Here is a 19,446-nt window from a genome sequence, read left to right as displayed (position 1 = left end):
CAATGTAACTTTATATTCATTGTACACTTTTTTTACCAAACAGTCTATAATTAATTATAGACGAACTTAACAAAATTTTATAGCTTGATTTATGCAAAATAACGCCTGTATACTTTCATATACGGGCGTTATCAAAAATATTATATATAATTTGTAAATAATTGTAATTTAAAATTAGTCGGCAATTTTTCTTTGCATTACTTCAAGATTCAAACAATGAGAAATTGCATTTTCCTTTGTAATAATACCTTCTCTATATAACTTGAATATCTCAGTATCCATATTTGTCATTCCATCTTCAGAAGATGCAAAAATAACATTATCAATTTGATGAATTTTAGATTCACGTATTAAATTTCGAATTGCACTATTTACTTTCATTATTTCAAACACAGGCATCAGCTTTCCATCCACAGTTGGTATCAGCTGTTGTGATACTACCGCTTCTAAAACCATAGAAAGCTGAAATCGAACTTGTTGTTGTTGATTGGATGGAAACACATCGATAATGCGGTCAATTGTATTTGCAGCTCCAACCGTATGCAGGGTGGAAAAAACCAATTGGCCTGTTTCTGCAGCAGTCATTGCGGTGGCTATCGTTTCATAGTCACGCATTTCACCTAATAAAATAACATTGGGTGCTTGTCGCAAAGCTGCTCGTAAAGCTTGAACATAGTTATCAGTATCTTGTGACACTTCACGTTGAGAGACAAGACTTAGCTTATGCTTGTGCAAAAATTCAATTGGATCCTCAATTGTTATAATATGCGAATTTCTGGTTGAGTTAATCTTATCTATCATTAAAGATAATGTAGTTGATTTACCGCTACCAGCAGGTCCTGTAACTAGTACTAGTCCCTTACTTTTTTGATACAAATTCATGACTGATTCGGGAATATTCAAACATTGATAGTCCGGTAATTCTAATGCAACCAATCTCAAAACAGCTGCTAATGAACCACGTTGTTTGTATGCATTACAACGAAATCGGCCAAGCCCTTTTATAGAAAAAGAAAAATCGTCATCTCCTGTTTCTAGCAAAACCTTCATACTTCTGTTGTTTTGCAGCTCGTAAATTTGTTTTAAATATTCACTTGTATCATTTGGTATTAAGCTATTTTCATCAATAGGCTTAATGCTGGATCCGACTTTCAAACAAACAGGACTGCCCACCACAATAAAAACATCAGATGCTTGTTTTTGACTTGCTAATTTCAAAATTTCAACTACGTTCATTTTATAACCTCTATTTCTTTGCTTTATTCATTTCAAACCTCAACCTGCTCTTGTTCCCATTGCTTTAAGCTAATTAACTTTCGCATAACTACTTGATATCGTTTTGTTTCGTCTAGATTGCTTAATAATAGCTTTACGTTAATTTCAAAGTTATCATTCACTTTCACAATATAATCATAAGATTTCTTCGCATTTGGTTCGGGCTTGATTGCTATATTCTTAAGTTTATAAACAGCTAAATCTTGAAATTGTCTATACACTTCATTTTCTTTTTTCTCTTTGCTATAGGAGTCGTTAGAAAGAATAGATTTTATTCCTGCTTGTTTTTCTTGCGGTATTTCGCCTATTGGGAGGTTGGTTAATACCCCATTTTGCACATAGATTTTCGCACTTTTTGAAGCAAGCGAAAGAAAATCATCCACCGAGCCAAGCCATTCTTCAACTTTTGCATCTGCTTGATAATATTCTTTAGTTGCTGTTACTGATTTAGAGGTAAGCTTTAAATCAGAGCGTGCAGTTAAAAAAGAAAGCACCGCAAAGGTTGTTAAGCATAATACAACAAATATCATTAAAATTGTTGTTGCACCAACGCTGATTTTTACCTTATGGCTTGATTTCATATTCTGTACTCCTATCTTTCTATTTTGCAATGTAATGATTCACATCTATATCACATAGCGCTTTTTTTGCATTATTGTCTATTTTAATTGCAGCTATATTTGCCTGCACCATGATGCCATTCGACATAAGTGTATTTTTCAACTTAATATGTATAAAATATTTTGCTTTTCCCTTGGTAATATTCCAATCATCATCCAATGGTATTTGATACGTTAATTTTTCATTATTTTCTGTTTGATTTTGATATTGTTGATATACTCTTTGAATATTAGAAAAAGATTTACTTGATTTTATCTCTTCCGCTTCATTTTGTAATCGAACAATTGCAATATTTGTTTCTGCTGATAATACACTTTTTAAATGTGCATCCACGAATAATTGTAAGGTAATAGCAACACAAAGCGAAAAAAACAATATTGCTATAATGATTTCAATAAAAAACGAATTGGATACTGATGCTTTTTTCATTGTATTGCCTCCTTTTTTATTATGTATTCAATCGTACCTTTAATTGCAATGGTTGAGTGATTTTACTGCATTTCACCTGCAAAGTAATAGTAGAATTTTCCTTTGAAACCCGAAAATCGTCTGCTTCAACAATAGGGGTTCCTGCATTTGGATTCAGCTTTGCATTATGTTTGATAAACTGTTCGTTAATAACACCTTTATGATAATAAATATAAGTATCGTATAGCTGACCATCTATATTTTGTGTAATAGTTAGTAATTGCAAATTATCCTGGTTCACTACTTGTATGGATGCAGACTCATCACCTTGTTTGATTTTATTTGCAACATACGAAAGGGAAGCTCTTATCTGGTTATTCTGTTCTGCTCTATCTACAATTGATTTATAATCGCTTGCTCCGATTAACACAACAAATAAAGAGCCTATTGCAAACATGCCAAACACAAGCAATACCAAAAGTGAAGTAATTGCAGTAGTTGTCTCCTTTGTTTTCAATTGTTTCACCCCTTACTTTTACATCGTGTTTCCACGTTGTACTACTTCTACGTATGGTCGAACATTAGAACCAACTGTTTCATATAAAATGACATACTTCTTATGGTCAATCAATACACCATAATTATTTTCTAAATATTCAATATTGCTTGGATAAAATCCTTCTAATGCATAACAATTTACAACAGCACGCTCTATTGCTTGCTGCGTAATATTCATTTTTTCTTGTGTTGTGGACTTTGAAACATTTGCGAAAGTAAAGATGCAATAAGCCACAATTACAAGCAAAGCAGCTATCGATATTAATAAAGGTTTGCGATTGGGTTTGTTTTCTTTAAAAAGTCGCATAGGTAACTCCATTCTGTTGTTATCCGATAGATGACATGATACCCATAAGCGGTAACATTACCGTTAACAGGATAATTCCAATTACAACACACAAAATTCCAACCAATATCGGTTCTACTAATGCAACCGCTTTATCAACGGATTCGTCTGCTTGATCATTGTAAATATCAGCTAATCGTTTCATAACCTCATCTAAGCTACCGGTTTTTACACCAATGCTAACCATTCTTCCGTAAATCCCACCGAAAATTCCTGTTTGTGTTACGGAATCGGAAAAGGAATAACCCTTGTTAATTAAATCGCGGCATTTTTCAACCTTTTGCTTTACAGTTGAGTGATTTACTATTAAACTAGCAAGCTCCAATGCTTCATCTGTATGATATCCACTGGAAAACATCATGCTCATAACAGATGCAAAACGTGCAGCAGCTACTTTGGCTGTCAGCTTTTTGGTAAAAAAGAGCTGACCAAACAGTTTGCTTATGTTATGTGTACCTTTGCTCGTTTTGGAATAATAGAACAACCCGACGATTAGTATTGCTAATAGTAATAAAATAACATATGCATATTTCCCTAACGATAATCCGAAATTCATCATTTGTGCAGCCATAGCGGGCATATCGGAACCTAATGATGCAAATACATCACTAAAAATAGGTAGTACTTTTACGATGAGCACAGTTAAAACTGCACACATCATTAAAACCAAAATAGTAGGATATAAAATTGCAGATCGTACTCTGTTCTTTAATTCAGCTTCTCTCTCATAATAATAGGACAAGGACTCCATAACCGGCTCAAGCTTACCTGTTTTTTCACCGATACGAACCATATTTACCATATAATCAGGGAAAACGCCTGATTCAGACAATGCAATATGTAATTCACCCTTTGCTTCAACGCTATTACTAATTTCTATAATGAGCTTCTTTGCATTTTTCTCTTCTATATTTTCGCTAATTGCTACAATGCCTTCATGTAAAGGAATACCGGATTTTAATATCAATGCAACTTGTGCACAAAAAATTGAAATATCATCGGATGATAATAATCGCATTTTCCTTTCCTTTGTTTGCGTATCCATATTGTCCTCCTAACTGTAAAATCAGTATATTCTTAAAGTTGTATAATTACTGCTGTTGTTTATGAAATTCGATATATCTGCTTGATTGGATGAACTAAAAGTTGCATCTAATCGCTTCCATTGTGAGCCGTCGGATTGAATTCCTACGGTAATCCAGCCACGACCTTTTATATAAACATCATTCCATGCGTGTCGAACACCGTTTGGCGCTACATCCCCTACAACCAGCTTAGTTGGAATATTCTGTGCTCTTAACATTGCAGCCATCAACGCTGCATAATCAAAACAGATACCTTTTTTTGTTGCTAATGTATTATCTACATTAGGCAAATACCCGGATTGTACAGATGAAGCTTTAGGATAGTCATATTTAACATTGGTAATGATGTAATTATATACTGATTTTACTTTGTCTAAATCATTAGATGCATTCATACATAAATCAAACGATTTCTTAACAGCATTACTGGATGCATTATAATTGGAATATTGGTTGGGATATAAAAAAGGGGAAAAGCTATTATTTAAACTAACAGAAGCTGTACCAGAGAATAATTGAATATATTGTGTTCCTGTTACATTTTCCATTATGCGAAACTCATAGTCACCGTTTCCTAGTTGTAATGGAAACGTCTCTTCTCCACCTTGGTTATTTAAGTCATAGTTATATGTTTTACCGTCTTTCTTAACTTGTAGCTTTAAACGCTTTGCGCTTCCTGTATAGCTGGCTGTGATATAGCCTTCTGATACATTTGATATATCAATCATTGCATTGGCATCTGATAATACGGTTGTTTTAGGACTTGATGTAACGTGTATGTTGATACTTCCTGAATAATTTCCACCCTTGTCCCATGAAAAGTCAGTTGAGGATTTTGAGCTCGTATGTTGTTTGGTTGAATTCGTTTGCTGATTCTTTGAGCTAGCTGCATCTGGTTTTGAACTGCTGGTTTGAGAACTTACTTCACTCGAACTTGAAGATACTTCCGATGAACTTGCCTCGCTCGAAGACTGCTCTTTTGAACTCGAAGAATTTATACTGGATATATCGGGAGTCGGTTTTAATTTTACACAAGATGTAAGAATTGATATTATTATAAATAAAACTAATATTATGTTAATTTTGCTTCTCATCTATCCGCCTCCGAAATCCTCGTTATTGTACTATTAAAGCTTATCCTTATCTATTATATATCGGCCTCCACATCAATTTATTTATAATAATATTGTCATTCATGAACAGAGTTGTTTATAAAATGTAGACCTTGTTAAACATATTTACTAAAATATATATATTTTGATTTGTTTTATTGTATTTAATTCCATTTTATGTTATACTTAGACTAATATTTATAGTATAGAATTTTTAATAATTTGTCAATATTTTTATTAATTTATAACACATACATTTAAAGGAGTATTTGTATGAACCGAAAGCCTGCAGTTAACAAAGCTGCTTCCACAATAGATATTCCATGGGCAAAAAGTATATCGCTTGATTTGCTGCATAATAGGCCTAGGCAATTGATTTTTTGTTTAATTATATTAGCTTTTATCCTTATTTTAATTGTTAACTTTTATGTCTTCACAACAAAAATGTTTAAAAATATTGAAAAATATGATAAAGAAATTTCTCTCTCAAAAGCTCTCAATGTCAAAGATACACTAGAAGTGAATTTCAACGCAAAATTAGCAGCATTAACTGCAACCGGACACCTTATATCCACCTTAAATAAAGGTGAGAATCAAAAACTGCTGATATTATTACAAAACGTACGCGAAAGCAACGGTTATTTGTCTGTTTGGGTTACAACTAAAGAAGGGACAAGCTACTTTGATGATGGATCTGAAAGTAATATAAAAATGAGCGACTCTCTAAAAAAAGCTATAAACGGTGTTTCAACCATTTCACAAAGAACAAAACACCCCACCAACGGAAAGGAATGTATTATTCTTAGCGCTCCTATTCAAAGCTCTCATGCTATAATCGGTGTAATCAGTGCAGCAATATCAGTAACCGATTTCAGTAGTTACATAATGTCTTTGAATGGCAATACTGATTCATCGAGTTTTATTGTTCAAAAAAGCGGGAAGCTGGTATCCTCTTCATTATCAATTATGAATGATTCAGAAAATCTATTTTCTTATTTAAATCAGAATAATATTGACACAACAAAGATTAGCCTTGATTTTCAATTAAATAAAGCGAATGTCCAACGCTTTACCCTAAAAAACGAAGTCCCCAGCTTTTATACCTATACCCCGTTAGAACACATAAACGACTGGTTTATTGTTACTACAACATCGACTGGTACTACAGTAGTAAAAACAAAATCAATTCAAAACAATACAATCGTTTTTTACTTGATTATTATTTTAACTATACTTATTGCTTTTCTTTATGCTTATTATATCAAACGCTCGACTAAAAAAAAGTTTGAGTTGCTAGCATATACAGATCAATTAACCGGTTATAGAAATTGGTCAAAATTCTTAATTGATGTTCAAGATATTTTGAAAAAAAATAAAGATAAAAATTACACCTATATATATGCCAATATTGAAAACTTTAAATATATCAATGACATTATGGGTTATGATATCGGAAATAAATTATTACAACATGTTTCAAAAACGCTTAACAATAACCTGAATAGTGATGAACCTCATACCAGAGTAAATGCAGATCGCTTTTCATTCTTAATGGAATATACTTCAAATGATGTTACAGTAAATCGGCTTAAAAAGATCAGTGATCAAATTAATACTTTACAATCCTACTATAAAATCAATTTCTTAAATTGTATTGTTTTCGGTATCTATAAAATTAAAGATAAAACCCTTCCAATCTCTGCTATGGGTGACCGTGCATTATTGGCAATGCAATCTACTAACAATTCAAAAGATTTGTTCTATAGCTTTTATAATAGCAAAATTCGTGAAAAAGCCTTATTACAAAAAGAATTAGAACGAGAAATGAACATTGCTATAGAGGAAAAACAATTTATTATTTATCTTCAGCCAAAATTCAATCTGGATAATAAAAAAGTAATAGGTGCAGAAGCTTTGATACGTTGGAACCATCCTCAAAAAGGATTGATTTGTCCAAATAAATTTATTAACCTTTTTGAAACCAACGGGTTTATTACCCAACTTGATTATTACGTTTTTGAAGAAACTTGTAAGATAATTAAAAAATGGCTTACGAATAATGTCGCTCCGATACCGATCTCAGTAAACATGTCAAGGCTTCATATCTACAACCCACATTTTGCAGAAGAATTACACACGATTGTTGAACGATATAAGATTCCAATTAACCTACTGGAAATTGAACTTACAGAAACAATTAACTTAGAAAATGTTTCCACACTTTTAAATGCTGTAGACAGCTTAAAACAATATCACTTTGTTCTTTCCATTGATGACTTTGGAACAGGATATTCTTCTTTAAATCTATTAAAGAATCTTCCTGTTGATATTTTAAAAATAGACCGTGAATTTTTCTCACGAGCTTCTGATGAAAAGCGTGGTCGTGAAATCATAGCAAGTATTATTGATATGGCGAAACGACTTGAAATGAAAACGGTTGCAGAAGGTGTAGAATTGAAAGAACAAGCAGACTTCTTAACCTCTGTTAATTGTGACTATGTTCAGGGCTTCTTATTCTCTGAACCAATTCCAGTAAGTGATTTTGAAGCAAATTTTATGTAAATAAATAATATAGAAAAGTCGAAAAGAGGATTGAGCTCTTATGCATAAAAAGCAAATGAAAACAATGCTTAGCGTGCTAGCAATACTCAGTACATGTATTCTATTTATCTGTATACTTTTCGTTTATTGGTTACAAATGAGTTCTGCAATTAACGAAGAGAGTTATTCGTGCGTGGAAAATCTCGCTAAACAAAGAAGAGACAATATCAAGGCAGTACTCCAACTCAATTTAAAATCTCTTGATATGATTGCAGCTACTCTCAGTAGCCCCAATATTAAAGATAGTAAAGAACAACAGATTGAAATTCTGGAAACCAGTATTTCAAAAACTTCCTTTAAGCAACTTGGAATTTTAACGTCAAACGGAGATATTATAGCAACCAAAGGTTCTTATTTTGACGAATTGCCAATTGATTATTATGAAAATATTCTGCAAGATGAATCAGAATTTGCTTTTTTAAATGCAAAAAACAATATAGAAAAGCGTTATATCTACCACGCTCCGTTTTCCTATTCAAATGAAAATAAAGCTATTTTACTAGGTGTTATGGATTTTCAAACATTTCAAAACACCATTAGCTCTCAATTATATGATGAACGATTTAACATCACTATTACCGATCATCGAATGAACCCCTTAATTACCAAATTCAAAAATAGCAATAATGATTTCAATACACAATCCGTAACCAAAATAATTGAATCACTAAATACCCATACAAAGAATGACATCTATAACAATACCGAACTTCTAAAAGAGGACACCCTATCATTCAAGATATCGGGAGATAAATATGTCATGCACTATACCCCACTTAATATGGATCATTATTACATTGTTTCAACTATAGATGATGCATATCTTTCAACAGACAGCAAATACATATTTAAAATCTCTATCATCTTCTTTATTTTAACCTTTGTAGTGTTTTCAAGCATTATTATCATCATCTATCTAAATTTAAACAAAAGTAAAAGTCGTATTCATAAAACCAAATTAGAATTTGAAACCGTTATGGCGAATATTCCGGGTGGTGTGGTGGAATTTCTATATGATGATTGCTTAACAATAAAATTTTTAAATGATGGCATATCTAAGTTAATCCAATTCAGTAAAAAGGATATCGAAACCGTTTTGAATAACAGCTTTCTAAACTTAGTACACGAAAAAGATCGTGAACAGTTGGCTTCTGCAATTGTTGACCAAATGACTACCAATAAAACGGTAGAAATTGATTGCCGCATCATGTGCAAAGATGGTACATACAGCTGGTTCTTATTTAAAGGACGTATGATTTCGAATACTGACCAAAACCCATCGTGTTTATGTGTGTTAACAGATATTACAGATAAAAAGCAGGTACAACACGAATTGAATTTAAATATGCAACGTTATCGTGTCGTGACCGAGCAGTCAGATAGTATCATTTTTGAATACAGCTTTGTTGATCAGAGCGTATATTTATCAGATAAATGGGATAATAAATTTAGCTTTAATTCAAAACAGCCTAACTTTATTGAACAAGCAAAGAAAGTCAATTTGGTACATCCACAGGATTACGAAACTTTTAAAACAATGTTTGACCTTTTACAAAAAGGCAAGAAGTACTGTGAATGTGAAGTTCGGTTAGCAAAATCGCCCGATAAATACATCTGGTGTCGCATCAAAGCCTCCACAATTATCGATGAAAATGATGTTGTTTCAAAAACCGTTGGTAAAATTATTGATATCGACCAACAAAAGCGTGAAACCGATATGCTAAAGCAAAAGGCGGAAAACGACTCATTAACAGGCCTTTATAACAAAGGTACCACTAGTATGTTGATTGATAATTATCTCACCCACAAGGGCAAAAACGGTAAACATACGCTCCTATTCTTAGACATAGATAACTTCAAAAATGTAAACGATACTTTAGGCCATTTAGTAGGAGATTCCGTTATACTTCAAGTCACATCGAAATTGAAAAAAATTATTCGTTCTTCTGATATCTGTGGACGTGTTGGAGGCGATGAATTTGTTATTTTACTAAAAAATACAACAAATATGGATTTTATACGAAACAAAGCAAATGAAATTTGTGAAGCTTTCCGTCAAACAGTAAGTTCTAAAAATATTTCAATTGATATATCAGGCAGCATTGGTATCGCTTTTTACGATATAGATGGTACTACTTTTAATGAATTGGTGGATAAAGCAGATACTGCTTTATATGAAGCAAAAAAAGGCGGTAAAAATCAATATATTATTTATGGTGGAAATAGAATACTTTAATTTCTACACAAACATTATAAGGCAAAGGAGAGGTGCTTATCATTGCACCTCTCCTTTGTCTATCGTTATCATACTTATAGCTCTTCGTTATTTTCATTCAATTATATTTACTCGATTTTTACTTACTATTTTTTTCTGTAATATTTCAGATGTAATCAGCATTGTTAACACACACAATAACAGAAAATATGGGAAAATTTTTATAGTAGTTATTGACGCGATTGCACCCATTAACGGTGGAGCAAACGTACTACCAATATATGCGAACGCCATTTGCAATCCCATAATTGCACCAGAGTTTTCTGCTCCAAACCTATTAGGAGTTTCGTGCAGCATAGATGGATATATCGGTGATGTTCCTAGCCCAAGAAGGATGATTCCTATCATTGAAAAATAAGCAGGCAATGGAAGCATCAGCGTAATAGCACCTATAACACAAATTAACTGTCCAATACGTATTAAAGTCGGACTTTTCACTTTTATAGAAAGGAACCCGGATATAAATCTACCTCCCGTAATTCCGGCATAAAAATACGCCGCCCATCGTGCCGCAATAGCTGGCGATACTTGTTTTACCGAAACCAAATAACTACTACTCCAAAGTCCTGTTGTTAATTCAGTCGCACAGAAAAAGATAAAAGATACGAGTGCCAACTTTACATATGGTATTTTCATTGCTTCTCGATTACTTATAGGTTTTTGTTGTACTGCATCTATAATGCTGGTTCGATTAGTACTTCTATTCCAAAGAGGTAAAGTAAAAAACAGCAATAAAGCTAGGGAAAGCTGAAGAATTGCAATCGTTAAATAACCTTTTCTCCAACCGCCTTGACTCAATAAGAAAATAGACATAATTGCAGGACCCGCGGTTGCACCGATACCCCAAAAGCAGTGTAACCAACTCATATGCTTTGATTCATAGTGTAGTGCTACAAAATTATTAAGTGCAGCATCAACGCTTCCTGCGCCTAGGCCAAGTGGCAAAGCCATTGCAAATAGAAATAAAACGTTTGGTGCAAATGTACAGCCTAATAAAGCAAGACCTGTCATCACAACACTAACAAAAGTGACCTTGCCTGTACCAAACTTTAAAACCATTCTATTACTGATTAAGCTTGAAATTACCGTTCCGGCACACGTGGTCATAGAAATGTAGCCTGCAATACTAAACGTTGTTGCTAAATCCTTTTGTATAATCGGCCACGCACTTCCAAGTAGTGAATCGGGTAATCCTAAGCTAATAAATGAAAGATATATAATTACAAGTAATGTTGTCATATGAGCTCCTTACGTTAATTCAAATTAAAACAATCCTTTATTTGGGGGAAAGCTTTGATTTATTTAATTCTCAAAATCAATAACTATAATTTGTAATAAAAAAATTACTGTTTACCATTTGGTAAAATAACATTACTATAGTTTATCATAATTCACTTCATTTTTCAACATATGAAATAAGCGTAGGAAGTATATCTTCCTACGCTTACTATTATTTATGGTATCCGTTATTTTTGTTGCTTATAGAATTGGCTACGCAGTTTTGCAGCTTCCCATTCACTTTTTTCTTCTTCTGTTTCTAATATTAATCTTGGCACCATCGTTGGTTTGTCGTCTTCATCTAAAGCGACTAAAACCAAATATGCACGATTAATAAGAATATGGTTACCACTTAGCTCTTCTACAAACGTATCTACTCTAACTTCCATAGAAGACCTTCCTACATAAGTCATTTGGCCTTTTAAAACAATGGTGCTATTCACATACGCAGGAGCTTTAAACTCCAAATGGCCTACCGCTGCCGTTGTTACATTGCAGCCAGAATGTCTACGTGCTACTACAGCAGCAACAACGTCTATCCACTCCATAAGACGTCCGCCAAATAATCTATCATATCCATTAATATGTTCAGGCATCAATATTTGAATTTGCTGTGTTGCAGATTGTGATACCGTTTTTGCATTTAATTGTTGCATAATCCTACTCCTTTTTCATTGCATCGTTATATTCTAAATGACAAGTAAAAAACAATCCAATTCACATGAATGGATTGTTCTTATATTAAAATGCAATAATTACTCCGCCTTGATTTGCATACATGCTACTTAATCCTCTGGTTTTAACAATTAAAATATCCTTGAAAGAATATTTTTCTTGTGCTAGTTTTTTCACTCTTAGAGCTTGCGTTTCATTGTTGCAATGGGAAATAGCTAATACTTTATTCGCTGTATCTTTGCATTGTTCGCCAATCATATCAACTAAACGTTGAATTGCGTTTGATGTACCTCTAGCCTTATCAAAAAATGCAATATTACCTTCACCGTCAGAGCCTAATATAGCTCTTATATGCATCACTGTTGCAATTTTTGCTGCAATTAAGCTCATTCGTCCATTTTTCATCAGATTATCTAAATTCTCAAGAACAAAAAAAGTCTTCATTCCTTTTATAAACTCCTGAGTCTTTGTAATGAGTTCGTTTTTACTTAAACCGTTATCCATGCATTCTTTTATTTTTAAGCTTACCAACAATTCACCCGCAGATGCGCTTTTAGAATCAAAAACTTCAACTTCTTTATCGTCTTCCTCTGCTAACATTTTTGCCACCATAGCGCTTGAATAAGAGCCTGATAATTGAGACGACAAAGTTACGACATAATTGGGTTTGTCGCTTGCATATTCATTATAATATTCTTGTGGAGATGGACAGGCAGACATTGCTCTTCCTTTGTAATGATTCATCGTTTTTAGAAAATGATTCACATCCAAGTTTTCATCATCTACATAAGTATCATTTCCAAGTGTCATTTTTAGTGGAACACTTTTGCATTCTACTTCTTCTTTCAACTCAGATGTAAATTCGCAACAACTATCCGCAATAATTCTATAATCCATCCATTTCACCATAAGTCCTCTCTATATATCCACTTTATACTAATTTAATTCATATAAGCTTAATTATAGCAAATAAAATTAGTACCACATATATCAGTGTAGTGTTATTCTACCAATAAAGCTTTGAAAAGTAAATGTATATTATGTAAATTTATTTATCACTACTGATTATTTTATTATTCTTTCATTTTGTAACAAAAATATGAAAGGTATTCACTTAATATAAGCAAATACCTTTCATACTTTATATTATAAACAATACTTATTTTTGTTCTGGTTTTACCAAATGACAAGCAACCGATATGTAGGACATATGGTTGCTCACGTCAATTTATATAGTTTATTATAATTATAGTTTATTTTTGTTCCGGTTTCACCAAATGGCAAGCAACCGATATGTAGGACATATGGTTGCTCACGTCACTTTATATAGTTGAATGTATTCTAACTTATTTTTGTTCTGGTTTCACCAAATGGCAAGCAACCATATGTCCTGGTTCTACTTCGATTAGTGGAGGACGTTCCTTACGACAAATATCACATGCATTTGGACAACGACCAGCAAAATTACATCCAACAGGAGTGTTAATTGGGCTAGGTACATCACCTTGTAAAACAACACGCTGTTTTTGCGCTTCAGCATCTGGGTCAGGAATAGGAACAGATGACAACAAAGCTTTGGAATATGGGTGTAATGTATGATGATAAATGATGTCACTGCTTGCAATCTCAACGATGTTACCTAAGTACATTACAGCAATTCTATCACTAATATATTTAACAATATTTAAGTCATGCGCAATGAAAAGATAAGTTAAGCCTAATTCTTTTTGTAAGTCTTTCAATAAGTTGATAACTTGTGCTTGAATAGATACATCAAGTGCAGAAATTGGCTCATCACATACGATAAATTCAGGCTCAATTGCAAGAGCTCTTGCAATACCAATTCTTTGTCTTTGACCACCTGAGAACTCATGTGGAAAACGGCTTGCATGTTCACGATTTAGTCCAACTGTCTCAAGAAGCTCATAAACTCTCTCTTGACGTTTTTCCGCATCGTACATTTTATGAATTTCCATACCTTCGCTGATGATAGAGCCAACTGTCATACGAGGATTTAAAGAAGCGTATGGATCTTGGAATATAATTTGAGCTTTCTTTGCGTAGTGGTATCTATGAGATGTTTTTTTAATATTTAATGATTTTCCATCATAAATCAATTCACCGGCTGTTTTTGGATAAATACCCATTAAAACACGACCTAGAGTTGATTTACCACAACCGGATTCACCAACTAAGCCAAGCGTTTCGCCTTTTTTGATTGTAAAAGAGACGCCATCTACAGCTTTTAAAACTTGATTATGTCCAACATGGAAATGTTTTTTCAAATCTTTTACTTCAACTAATACTTGTTGTTCATTAGCCATTAACAGCACCTCCTCTGTTTAGTTTTTTATCACATTCCGGATGTAACATCCAACATGCTGAAAAATGATTTGGACTTACTTCATATAATGGAGGAACGTGCTCTTTACAGATATTCATACAATACTTACATCTGTCTGCAAATTCGCAGCCAACAGGTGGAGCAAATAAGTCAGGTGGTGTGCCATCAATTGCAAGAAGTTGTTTTGATCTATCACTATCTACACGAGGAAGTGAATCTAGTAAGCCAGTTGTATATGGATGAGATGGATTGTAGAAAATATCATCTACAGCACCTTTTTCAACAATTTTACCGGCATACATAACTGCAACATTGTCAGCAAGATTTGCAACAACGCCAAGGTCATGAGTAATCAAAATAATGGATGTGCCAAGCTCTTTTTTCAAATCAGCCATCAAATCCATAATTTGAGCTTGAATGGTAACGTCAAGAGCAGTTGTTGGTTCATCCGCAATCAATAACTTTGGATTACAAGACAATGCCATAGCAATCATAACTCTTTGACGCATTCCTCCTGAAAATTCATGAGGATATTGTTTTGCTCTTTGTTCCGGATTTGGAATTTGAACTAATTTCAATAATCTTACAGCTTCTTTTCTAGCTTCTTCTTTAGAAATTTTTTGATGCTTCACTATTGCTTCTGTTAATTGTTTACCAACTGTCATAGTTGGGTTTAAACTAGTCATTGGGTCTTGGAAAATCATACTTACAACAGTACCACGGATATTTTGCATTTCTTTTTCAGAAGCTGCAACAATATCTTTTCCGTCTAGAATAACAGAGCCGTCTTTAATTCTTGCTGGTGGCATTGGATTCAGCTTCATAATTGTTTGCGCCGTTACACTTTTTCCACAACCTGATTCACCAACGATAGCTAATACTTCACCATTAGCTACATTAAAAGTAACGCCACGAACAGCTTGCACTTCACCGGCATAAGTGTCAAACGAAACTTTTAAATTATTTATTTCTAAAACATTTTCATTCATTTCTTACACCTACTTTCTTAACCTTGGGTCAAATACGTCACGAAGTGCGTCACCTAATAAGTTAAAGGATAACATTGTTAAGCTAATAAAGAATGCAGGGATAAATAGCATATGAGGATGTTGTTGGAATACAGCTACACCGTCATTTGCAAGAGTACCCCAGCTTGCGTTTGGAATAGGAACGCCCAAACCAATAAAGCTTAAGAATGCCTCTGTAAAGATAGCAGATGGAATTGCCAATGTAATATTTACTATAACAACACTCAATGTGTTTGGTAATAGATGTTTTGCTAAAATTCGAGAAGGTTTTGCACCCAAAGATTTAGCAGCAACTACGAATTCTTGTTCTTTTAATGTCATTACTTGACCACGAACCAAACGTGCCATTCCGGTCCAACCAACCGCAGCGTATGCTATGATAATCGTACCGATACCTGCTTCCATTACCATCATCAGCAATATAACAATCATTAAGTAAGGGATACCATTGATAATTTCAATGATACGCATCATGATATTATCAACACGACCGCCTACATAACCAGAGATACCACCATAAATGATACCTATGATAAAGTTAATAAATACTGCTGTAAATGCAATAAACATAGATACACGAGCACCGCTCCAAATACGAACGAAAATGTCACGTCCTAAAGAGTCTGTTCCGAATATATGCATATGGCCATCTTCAGCGGTATAGAACATTCCCTTATCAGTATGCTCGATATGTATGTCAGAAATAGTATATGGAGATACCATAGGTACAATAATAGCCATCAAAATTATGAAAGCAAGGAAAATTGCACAAACAACTGCTACCTTATTTTTTACTAAACGACGCATAGCATCTTTCCAATAGCTCAAGGAAGGGCGTACAATTGCTTCACTGTTTTTTGCATCTTTGCCAACTAGTTCAAATGATGCTTCTGTAATTTGTACATCATCTAGAACTTCTTCAATCACATTATCTTTTTCTTTACTCATTGTACTACTCCTTTCCTAATTTTACACGTGGATCAATAAATCCATATACAAGGTCAACAATTAAATTGGCTAAGATTAAAAATGCGCCATAGAAAATAGTTGTTCCTGATATCATTGTATAGTCTTGAACTTGAATACTCAAAACAAAGAATTTACCCATTCCAGGAATGTTGAAGATTTGTTCAACAACGAATGCACCGGTTAATACAGCTGCTGTAATTGGTCCTAAAACTGTGATTACAGGCATGATTGCATTACGAACAGCATGTTTCCAAATAATTTTTCCTCTGCTTAAACCTTTTGCCTTTGCTGTTTTAATATAGTCTTGACCTAAAACATCAAGCATACTAGTACGCATTAAACGTGAAATAGTAGCTAAAGAGCCAAAGCTTAAAGCAAATGCAGGAAGAACCTTATGCATTTCAGAGCTCCAACCTAATGTCGGGAACAACTGAACACCTGGTGAAAACATTTGAATAAATTGATTCAACTTCAAAGATAAACCGAATTGTAACAATGCACCAACAATAAAGCTTGGTATAGATACACCAATAACTGCTATAATCATAGCAGCAGAATCCCATCCAGTACCCCTTTTATTAGCAGCCAAAATTCCCAAACCAATACCCATTAGTATAGCAAAAATCAGCGCTCTAATACCTAAGTCAAAGGAATATGGAAATGAGCTTAAAATAATATCATTAACGGGACGATTATAGTGCATTGAAATACCTAAATCACCTTTTAATACATTTCCCATATACTTTCCAAATTGAACGATTGTCGGTTGATCCAATCCGTATTTTTGCATTAATGCAATTTTAGTGGCTTCTGGCAAAGCCTTTTCGCCTAGGAATGGAGTACCAGGAAGTAGACGCATCATAAAAAAGGTAATTACTATTAAAACAAATAATGTTAAAACAGAATACCAAATTCTCTTTAATAAAAATCTTGCCAAAAAAAATTGCCCCTTTCTTTCAAAAATCTATAGTAACAAATTTCATACATTACTTTGATGCATTTAAGTTTACATCAATTGCATTCATCTAACAAAATATGTAAGCTTAAATGCATCAAAACACAACTACGAGCCATACAATTACGTAATATGGCTCGGAGTATATGTCTTGTATTAGAATGAACGATAGCCTATTTTACTTCTGCCCATTTTAGGTTAATATCTTGGAAACCTGTACGAACAACACCAGATAATTTACCGGATACTGTATAGTCACGAGCTCTAAAGTAGTAAGGACCGATTGGCATGTCTTTCATTAAAATTTTCTCTAATTCAGCTAAATAGCCAAAACGTGCTTTTTTATCAGTTTCTTTTCTAACTTTAGCTAGTAATTCATCATATGCTTTATTTGTGTAACTAGTATGGTTGTTACCATTTCCAGTTTCAAATAAATCTAAGAATGTCATAGGGTCATTATAGTCAGGACCCCATCCAGCCATAGTAACATCAAAGTCTTTTTGAGTCATTTTTTCTAGTCTGCTCTTGAATGGAACAGCTTGAATTTTTACATCAACGCCAAGTTTTTTCCATGTTTCTTGGAAGAAAGCAGCATGTTTAGATGCAGTATCAGTATCATCAACTATTAAAGTAAATGAAATTTTGTCCATTCCAAGTTCTTTTTTAGCTTCTTCAATTAACTTCTTAGCGCCTTCAATATCATTGCTCTTGAATTGAGGTCCGATTTCTTCGTAGAAGCTCTTTTTGTAACCAGCAATTGCAGGAGGTGTGAATTGACGAGCAGGTTTAGATGAATTCTTTAATACGTTTTTAACGAAACTTTCGCTGTCGATAGCAGTTGTTAAAGCTTGACGTACTTTAGCATTAGCTAAAACAGGTCTCTTCATATTAAATTCAAAGTACCAGTTTGAGTTATCATCATATGAGTAAGTAGGTTGACCTTCTTTATTTAACATTGCAAGTTGGTCACCATTTAAACCGATCATATCGATTTCATTGCCTTTAAATGAGTTCATAGCAGCATTGGAATCTTTAATCATTTTCATAACGATTTTGTCGATTTTAACTTTTTTAGCATCTGGGTAATCAGCATTTTTCGTTATGACGATTTCGTTTTCATGCTCCCATTTTTCTAATTTGTATGCACCATTTGTAACGATATTTTTTGCATCAGTTGCATATTTCTCACCATATGTATCGTAAGCTTTTTTGTTAACTGGTAAGAAAACTTTATAAGCTAACATACCTGGTAAATAAGGAGTTGGATTTTCTAGAGTTAGCTCTAGTTTGTAATCGTCAATAACTTTTACACCAACATCTTCTGCTTTTGCTTCACCTTTAGAAAATTTTTCGCCGTTTTTAAATACATAACCAAAGTAAGCATATTCAGAAGCGAATTTTGGATCTAATAATGATAAGAAAGCAAATTTAAAGTCATTTGCAGTTACTTTTTCTCCGTTAGTCCATTTATAGTCATCACGAAGTTCAAAAGTATAAACTTTTCCATCATCAGAAACTTTCCATTTTTTTGCAACACCTGGTTGTGGTTTATCTTCTTTATCTAATACAGTAAGACCATCCATCAGATGAAGTAACACGACACCAGAAGCTGTGTCAGTAGAAATTACTGAAAACATTTTAGGCGGTTCAGCACCAAGGTTAATTACTGCTGTTCCTTTTTCTGAAGTACCAGGGTACTTAGATTTAGCAGCATTATCAACTTTTGTACAAGATGATAACAACATTGATGCAGCAAGCGCCATTGCAACTACGATTGTTAATGTGCGTTTTTTTGCAAACATTTCGATTCCTCCATTGTTATTTCTTTAATATAGGTTTTTAATATGTTTTATATTTTATCACATACTTTTCATAATTTCAAGTGTTTTAGCAGTTTAAAGTATAACAAATATAGT

17 protein-coding genes are annotated in these 19,446 nt (G+C 33.4%); 2 read left to right on the top strand and 15 right to left on the bottom strand.

The window, feature by feature from the left end:
* Positions 1-174: 174 nt before the first annotated feature.
* From RBG61_RS10035 to RBG61_RS10005, 7 genes are read right to left on the bottom strand one after another with little or no spacing between them, the layout of a single operon-like run.
* Positions 175-1,236 carry a type IV pilus twitching motility protein PilT gene (locus tag RBG61_RS10035; protein WP_307943134.1) on the bottom strand — a complete coding sequence of 354 codons (1,062 nt, stop codon included), beginning with the start codon at positions 1,234-1,236 and terminating at the stop codon, positions 175-177.
* 32 nt (positions 1,237-1,268) lie between these two features.
* On the bottom strand, positions 1,269-1,856 hold the full coding sequence (locus RBG61_RS10030) for a hypothetical protein (RefSeq protein WP_307943132.1): 588 nt from the start codon (positions 1,854-1,856) through the stop codon (positions 1,269-1,271).
* Positions 1,857-1,875: 19 nt separating this feature from the next.
* On the bottom strand, positions 1,876-2,325 hold the full coding sequence (locus tag RBG61_RS10025; RefSeq protein ID WP_307943131.1) for a hypothetical protein: 450 nt from the start codon (positions 2,323-2,325) through the stop codon (positions 1,876-1,878).
* Positions 2,326-2,344: 19 nt separating this feature from the next.
* Complete coding sequence (locus tag RBG61_RS10020; protein WP_307943129.1) at positions 2,345-2,821, bottom strand: DUF4860 domain-containing protein; 477 nt, start codon at positions 2,819-2,821, stop codon at positions 2,345-2,347.
* 18 nt (positions 2,822-2,839) lie between these two features.
* Positions 2,840-3,169, bottom strand: a complete 330-nt coding sequence (locus tag RBG61_RS10015) for a hypothetical protein (RefSeq protein WP_307943128.1) — start codon at positions 3,167-3,169, stop codon at positions 2,840-2,842.
* 19 nt (positions 3,170-3,188) lie between these two features.
* A complete protein-coding gene (locus tag RBG61_RS10010; RefSeq protein WP_307943127.1) occupies positions 3,189-4,253 on the bottom strand; it encodes a type II secretion system F family protein in 1,065 nt (354 codons plus the stop codon).
* A gap of 21 nt (positions 4,254-4,274) precedes the next feature.
* Positions 4,275-5,387 (bottom strand): transglutaminase-like domain-containing protein, encoded by a 1,113-nt coding sequence (locus RBG61_RS10005; RefSeq protein WP_307943126.1) that lies wholly within the window; start codon positions 5,385-5,387, stop codon positions 4,275-4,277.
* Between the two features lie 291 nt (positions 5,388-5,678).
* Here RBG61_RS10005 and RBG61_RS10000 point away from each other — a divergent pair, with 291 nt between their 5' ends.
* Together RBG61_RS10000 and RBG61_RS09995 are read left to right on the top strand one after the other, a co-directional pair.
* Complete coding sequence (locus RBG61_RS10000; RefSeq protein WP_307943124.1) at positions 5,679-7,967, top strand: bifunctional diguanylate cyclase/phosphodiesterase; 2,289 nt, start codon at positions 5,679-5,681, stop codon at positions 7,965-7,967.
* A gap of 40 nt (positions 7,968-8,007) precedes the next feature.
* Complete coding sequence (locus tag RBG61_RS09995) at positions 8,008-10,242, top strand: sensor domain-containing diguanylate cyclase (protein ID WP_307943122.1); 2,235 nt, start codon at positions 8,008-8,010, stop codon at positions 10,240-10,242.
* Between the two features lie 93 nt (positions 10,243-10,335).
* Here RBG61_RS09995 and RBG61_RS09990 read toward each other — a convergent pair whose 3' ends face one another.
* The 8 genes from RBG61_RS09990 to RBG61_RS09955 all read right to left on the bottom strand — a co-directional run bounded on the left by RBG61_RS09990 (position 10,336) and on the right by RBG61_RS09955 (position 19,332).
* Complete coding sequence (locus RBG61_RS09990) at positions 10,336-11,520, bottom strand: MFS transporter (protein WP_307943121.1); 1,185 nt, start codon at positions 11,518-11,520, stop codon at positions 10,336-10,338.
* A gap of 227 nt (positions 11,521-11,747) precedes the next feature.
* Entirely contained in the window at positions 11,748-12,215 is a 468-nt protein-coding gene (locus tag RBG61_RS09985) for an acyl-CoA thioesterase (protein WP_307943119.1), read from the bottom strand.
* An 85-nt stretch (positions 12,216-12,300) separates the two neighbouring features.
* The gene (locus tag RBG61_RS09980; protein ID WP_307943118.1) at positions 12,301-13,131 is read right to left on the bottom strand and encodes a DegV family protein; all 831 of its coding nucleotides are present in this window, start codon (positions 13,129-13,131) and stop codon (positions 12,301-12,303) included.
* Between the two features lie 449 nt (positions 13,132-13,580).
* Positions 13,581-14,558 carry an ABC transporter ATP-binding protein gene (locus RBG61_RS09975; protein WP_307943117.1) on the bottom strand — a complete coding sequence of 326 codons (978 nt, stop codon included), beginning with the start codon at positions 14,556-14,558 and terminating at the stop codon, positions 13,581-13,583.
* Positions 14,551-15,567: an ABC transporter ATP-binding protein gene (locus RBG61_RS09970; protein WP_307943116.1), complete on the bottom strand. Its 1,017-nt coding sequence runs from the start codon at positions 15,565-15,567 to the stop codon at positions 14,551-14,553. Before RBG61_RS09970 ends, RBG61_RS09975 begins: the two co-directional genes overlap by 8 nt.
* Positions 15,568-15,576: 9 nt before the next feature.
* Positions 15,577-16,554, bottom strand: a complete 978-nt coding sequence (locus RBG61_RS09965; protein ID WP_307943115.1) for an ABC transporter permease — start codon at positions 16,552-16,554, stop codon at positions 15,577-15,579.
* 4 nt (positions 16,555-16,558) lie between these two features.
* Positions 16,559-17,512: an ABC transporter permease gene (locus tag RBG61_RS09960; protein WP_307943113.1), complete on the bottom strand. Its 954-nt coding sequence runs from the start codon at positions 17,510-17,512 to the stop codon at positions 16,559-16,561.
* A 191-nt stretch (positions 17,513-17,703) separates the two neighbouring features.
* Entirely contained in the window at positions 17,704-19,332 is a 1,629-nt protein-coding gene (locus RBG61_RS09955; protein ID WP_307943112.1) for a peptide ABC transporter substrate-binding protein, read from the bottom strand.
* Positions 19,333-19,446 lie beyond the last annotated feature (114 nt).

It is taken from the genome of Paludicola sp. MB14-C6 (assembly GCF_030908625.1).
GTDB lineage: Bacteria > Bacillota > Clostridia > Oscillospirales > Ruminococcaceae > Paludihabitans.
Note: the sequence above shows the minus strand (reverse complement) of the source record. Positions and strands in the feature narration are given on the sequence as shown.

Excerpts from the sequence above, each read along its gene's own strand:
- RBG61_RS09970 (WP_307943116.1), bottom strand. The coding sequence starts at position 15,567 with ATGAATGAAAATGTTTTAGAAATAAATAATTTAAAAGTTTCGTTTGAC.
- RBG61_RS09975 (WP_307943117.1), bottom strand. The coding sequence starts at position 14,558 with ATGGCTAATGAACAACAAGTATTAGTTGAAGTAAAAGATTTGAAAAAA.
- RBG61_RS09995 (WP_307943122.1), top strand. The coding sequence starts at position 8,008 with ATGCATAAAAAGCAAATGAAAACAATGCTTAGCGTGCTAGCAATACTC.
- RBG61_RS09955 (WP_307943112.1), bottom strand. The coding sequence starts at position 19,332 with ATGTTTGCAAAAAAACGCACATTAACAATCGTAGTTGCAATGGCGCTT.
- RBG61_RS09985 (WP_307943119.1), bottom strand. The coding sequence starts at position 12,215 with ATGCAACAATTAAATGCAAAAACGGTATCACAATCTGCAACACAGCAA.
- RBG61_RS09980 (WP_307943118.1), bottom strand. The coding sequence starts at position 13,131 with ATGGATTATAGAATTATTGCGGATAGTTGTTGCGAATTTACATCTGAG.
- RBG61_RS10030 (WP_307943132.1), bottom strand. The coding sequence starts at position 1,856 with ATGAAATCAAGCCATAAGGTAAAAATCAGCGTTGGTGCAACAACAATT.
- RBG61_RS10000 (WP_307943124.1), top strand. The coding sequence starts at position 5,679 with ATGAACCGAAAGCCTGCAGTTAACAAAGCTGCTTCCACAATAGATATT.
- RBG61_RS10015 (WP_307943128.1), bottom strand. The coding sequence starts at position 3,169 with ATGCGACTTTTTAAAGAAAACAAACCCAATCGCAAACCTTTATTAATA.
- RBG61_RS10005 (WP_307943126.1), bottom strand. The coding sequence starts at position 5,387 with ATGAGAAGCAAAATTAACATAATATTAGTTTTATTTATAATAATATCA.
- RBG61_RS10010 (WP_307943127.1), bottom strand. The coding sequence starts at position 4,253 with ATGGATACGCAAACAAAGGAAAGGAAAATGCGATTATTATCATCCGAT.
- RBG61_RS10025 (WP_307943131.1), bottom strand. The coding sequence starts at position 2,325 with ATGAAAAAAGCATCAGTATCCAATTCGTTTTTTATTGAAATCATTATA.
- RBG61_RS09990 (WP_307943121.1), bottom strand. The coding sequence starts at position 11,520 with ATGACAACATTACTTGTAATTATATATCTTTCATTTATTAGCTTAGGA.
- RBG61_RS10035 (WP_307943134.1), bottom strand. The coding sequence starts at position 1,236 with ATGAACGTAGTTGAAATTTTGAAATTAGCAAGTCAAAAACAAGCATCT.
- RBG61_RS09965 (WP_307943115.1), bottom strand. The coding sequence starts at position 16,554 with ATGAGTAAAGAAAAAGATAATGTGATTGAAGAAGTTCTAGATGATGTA.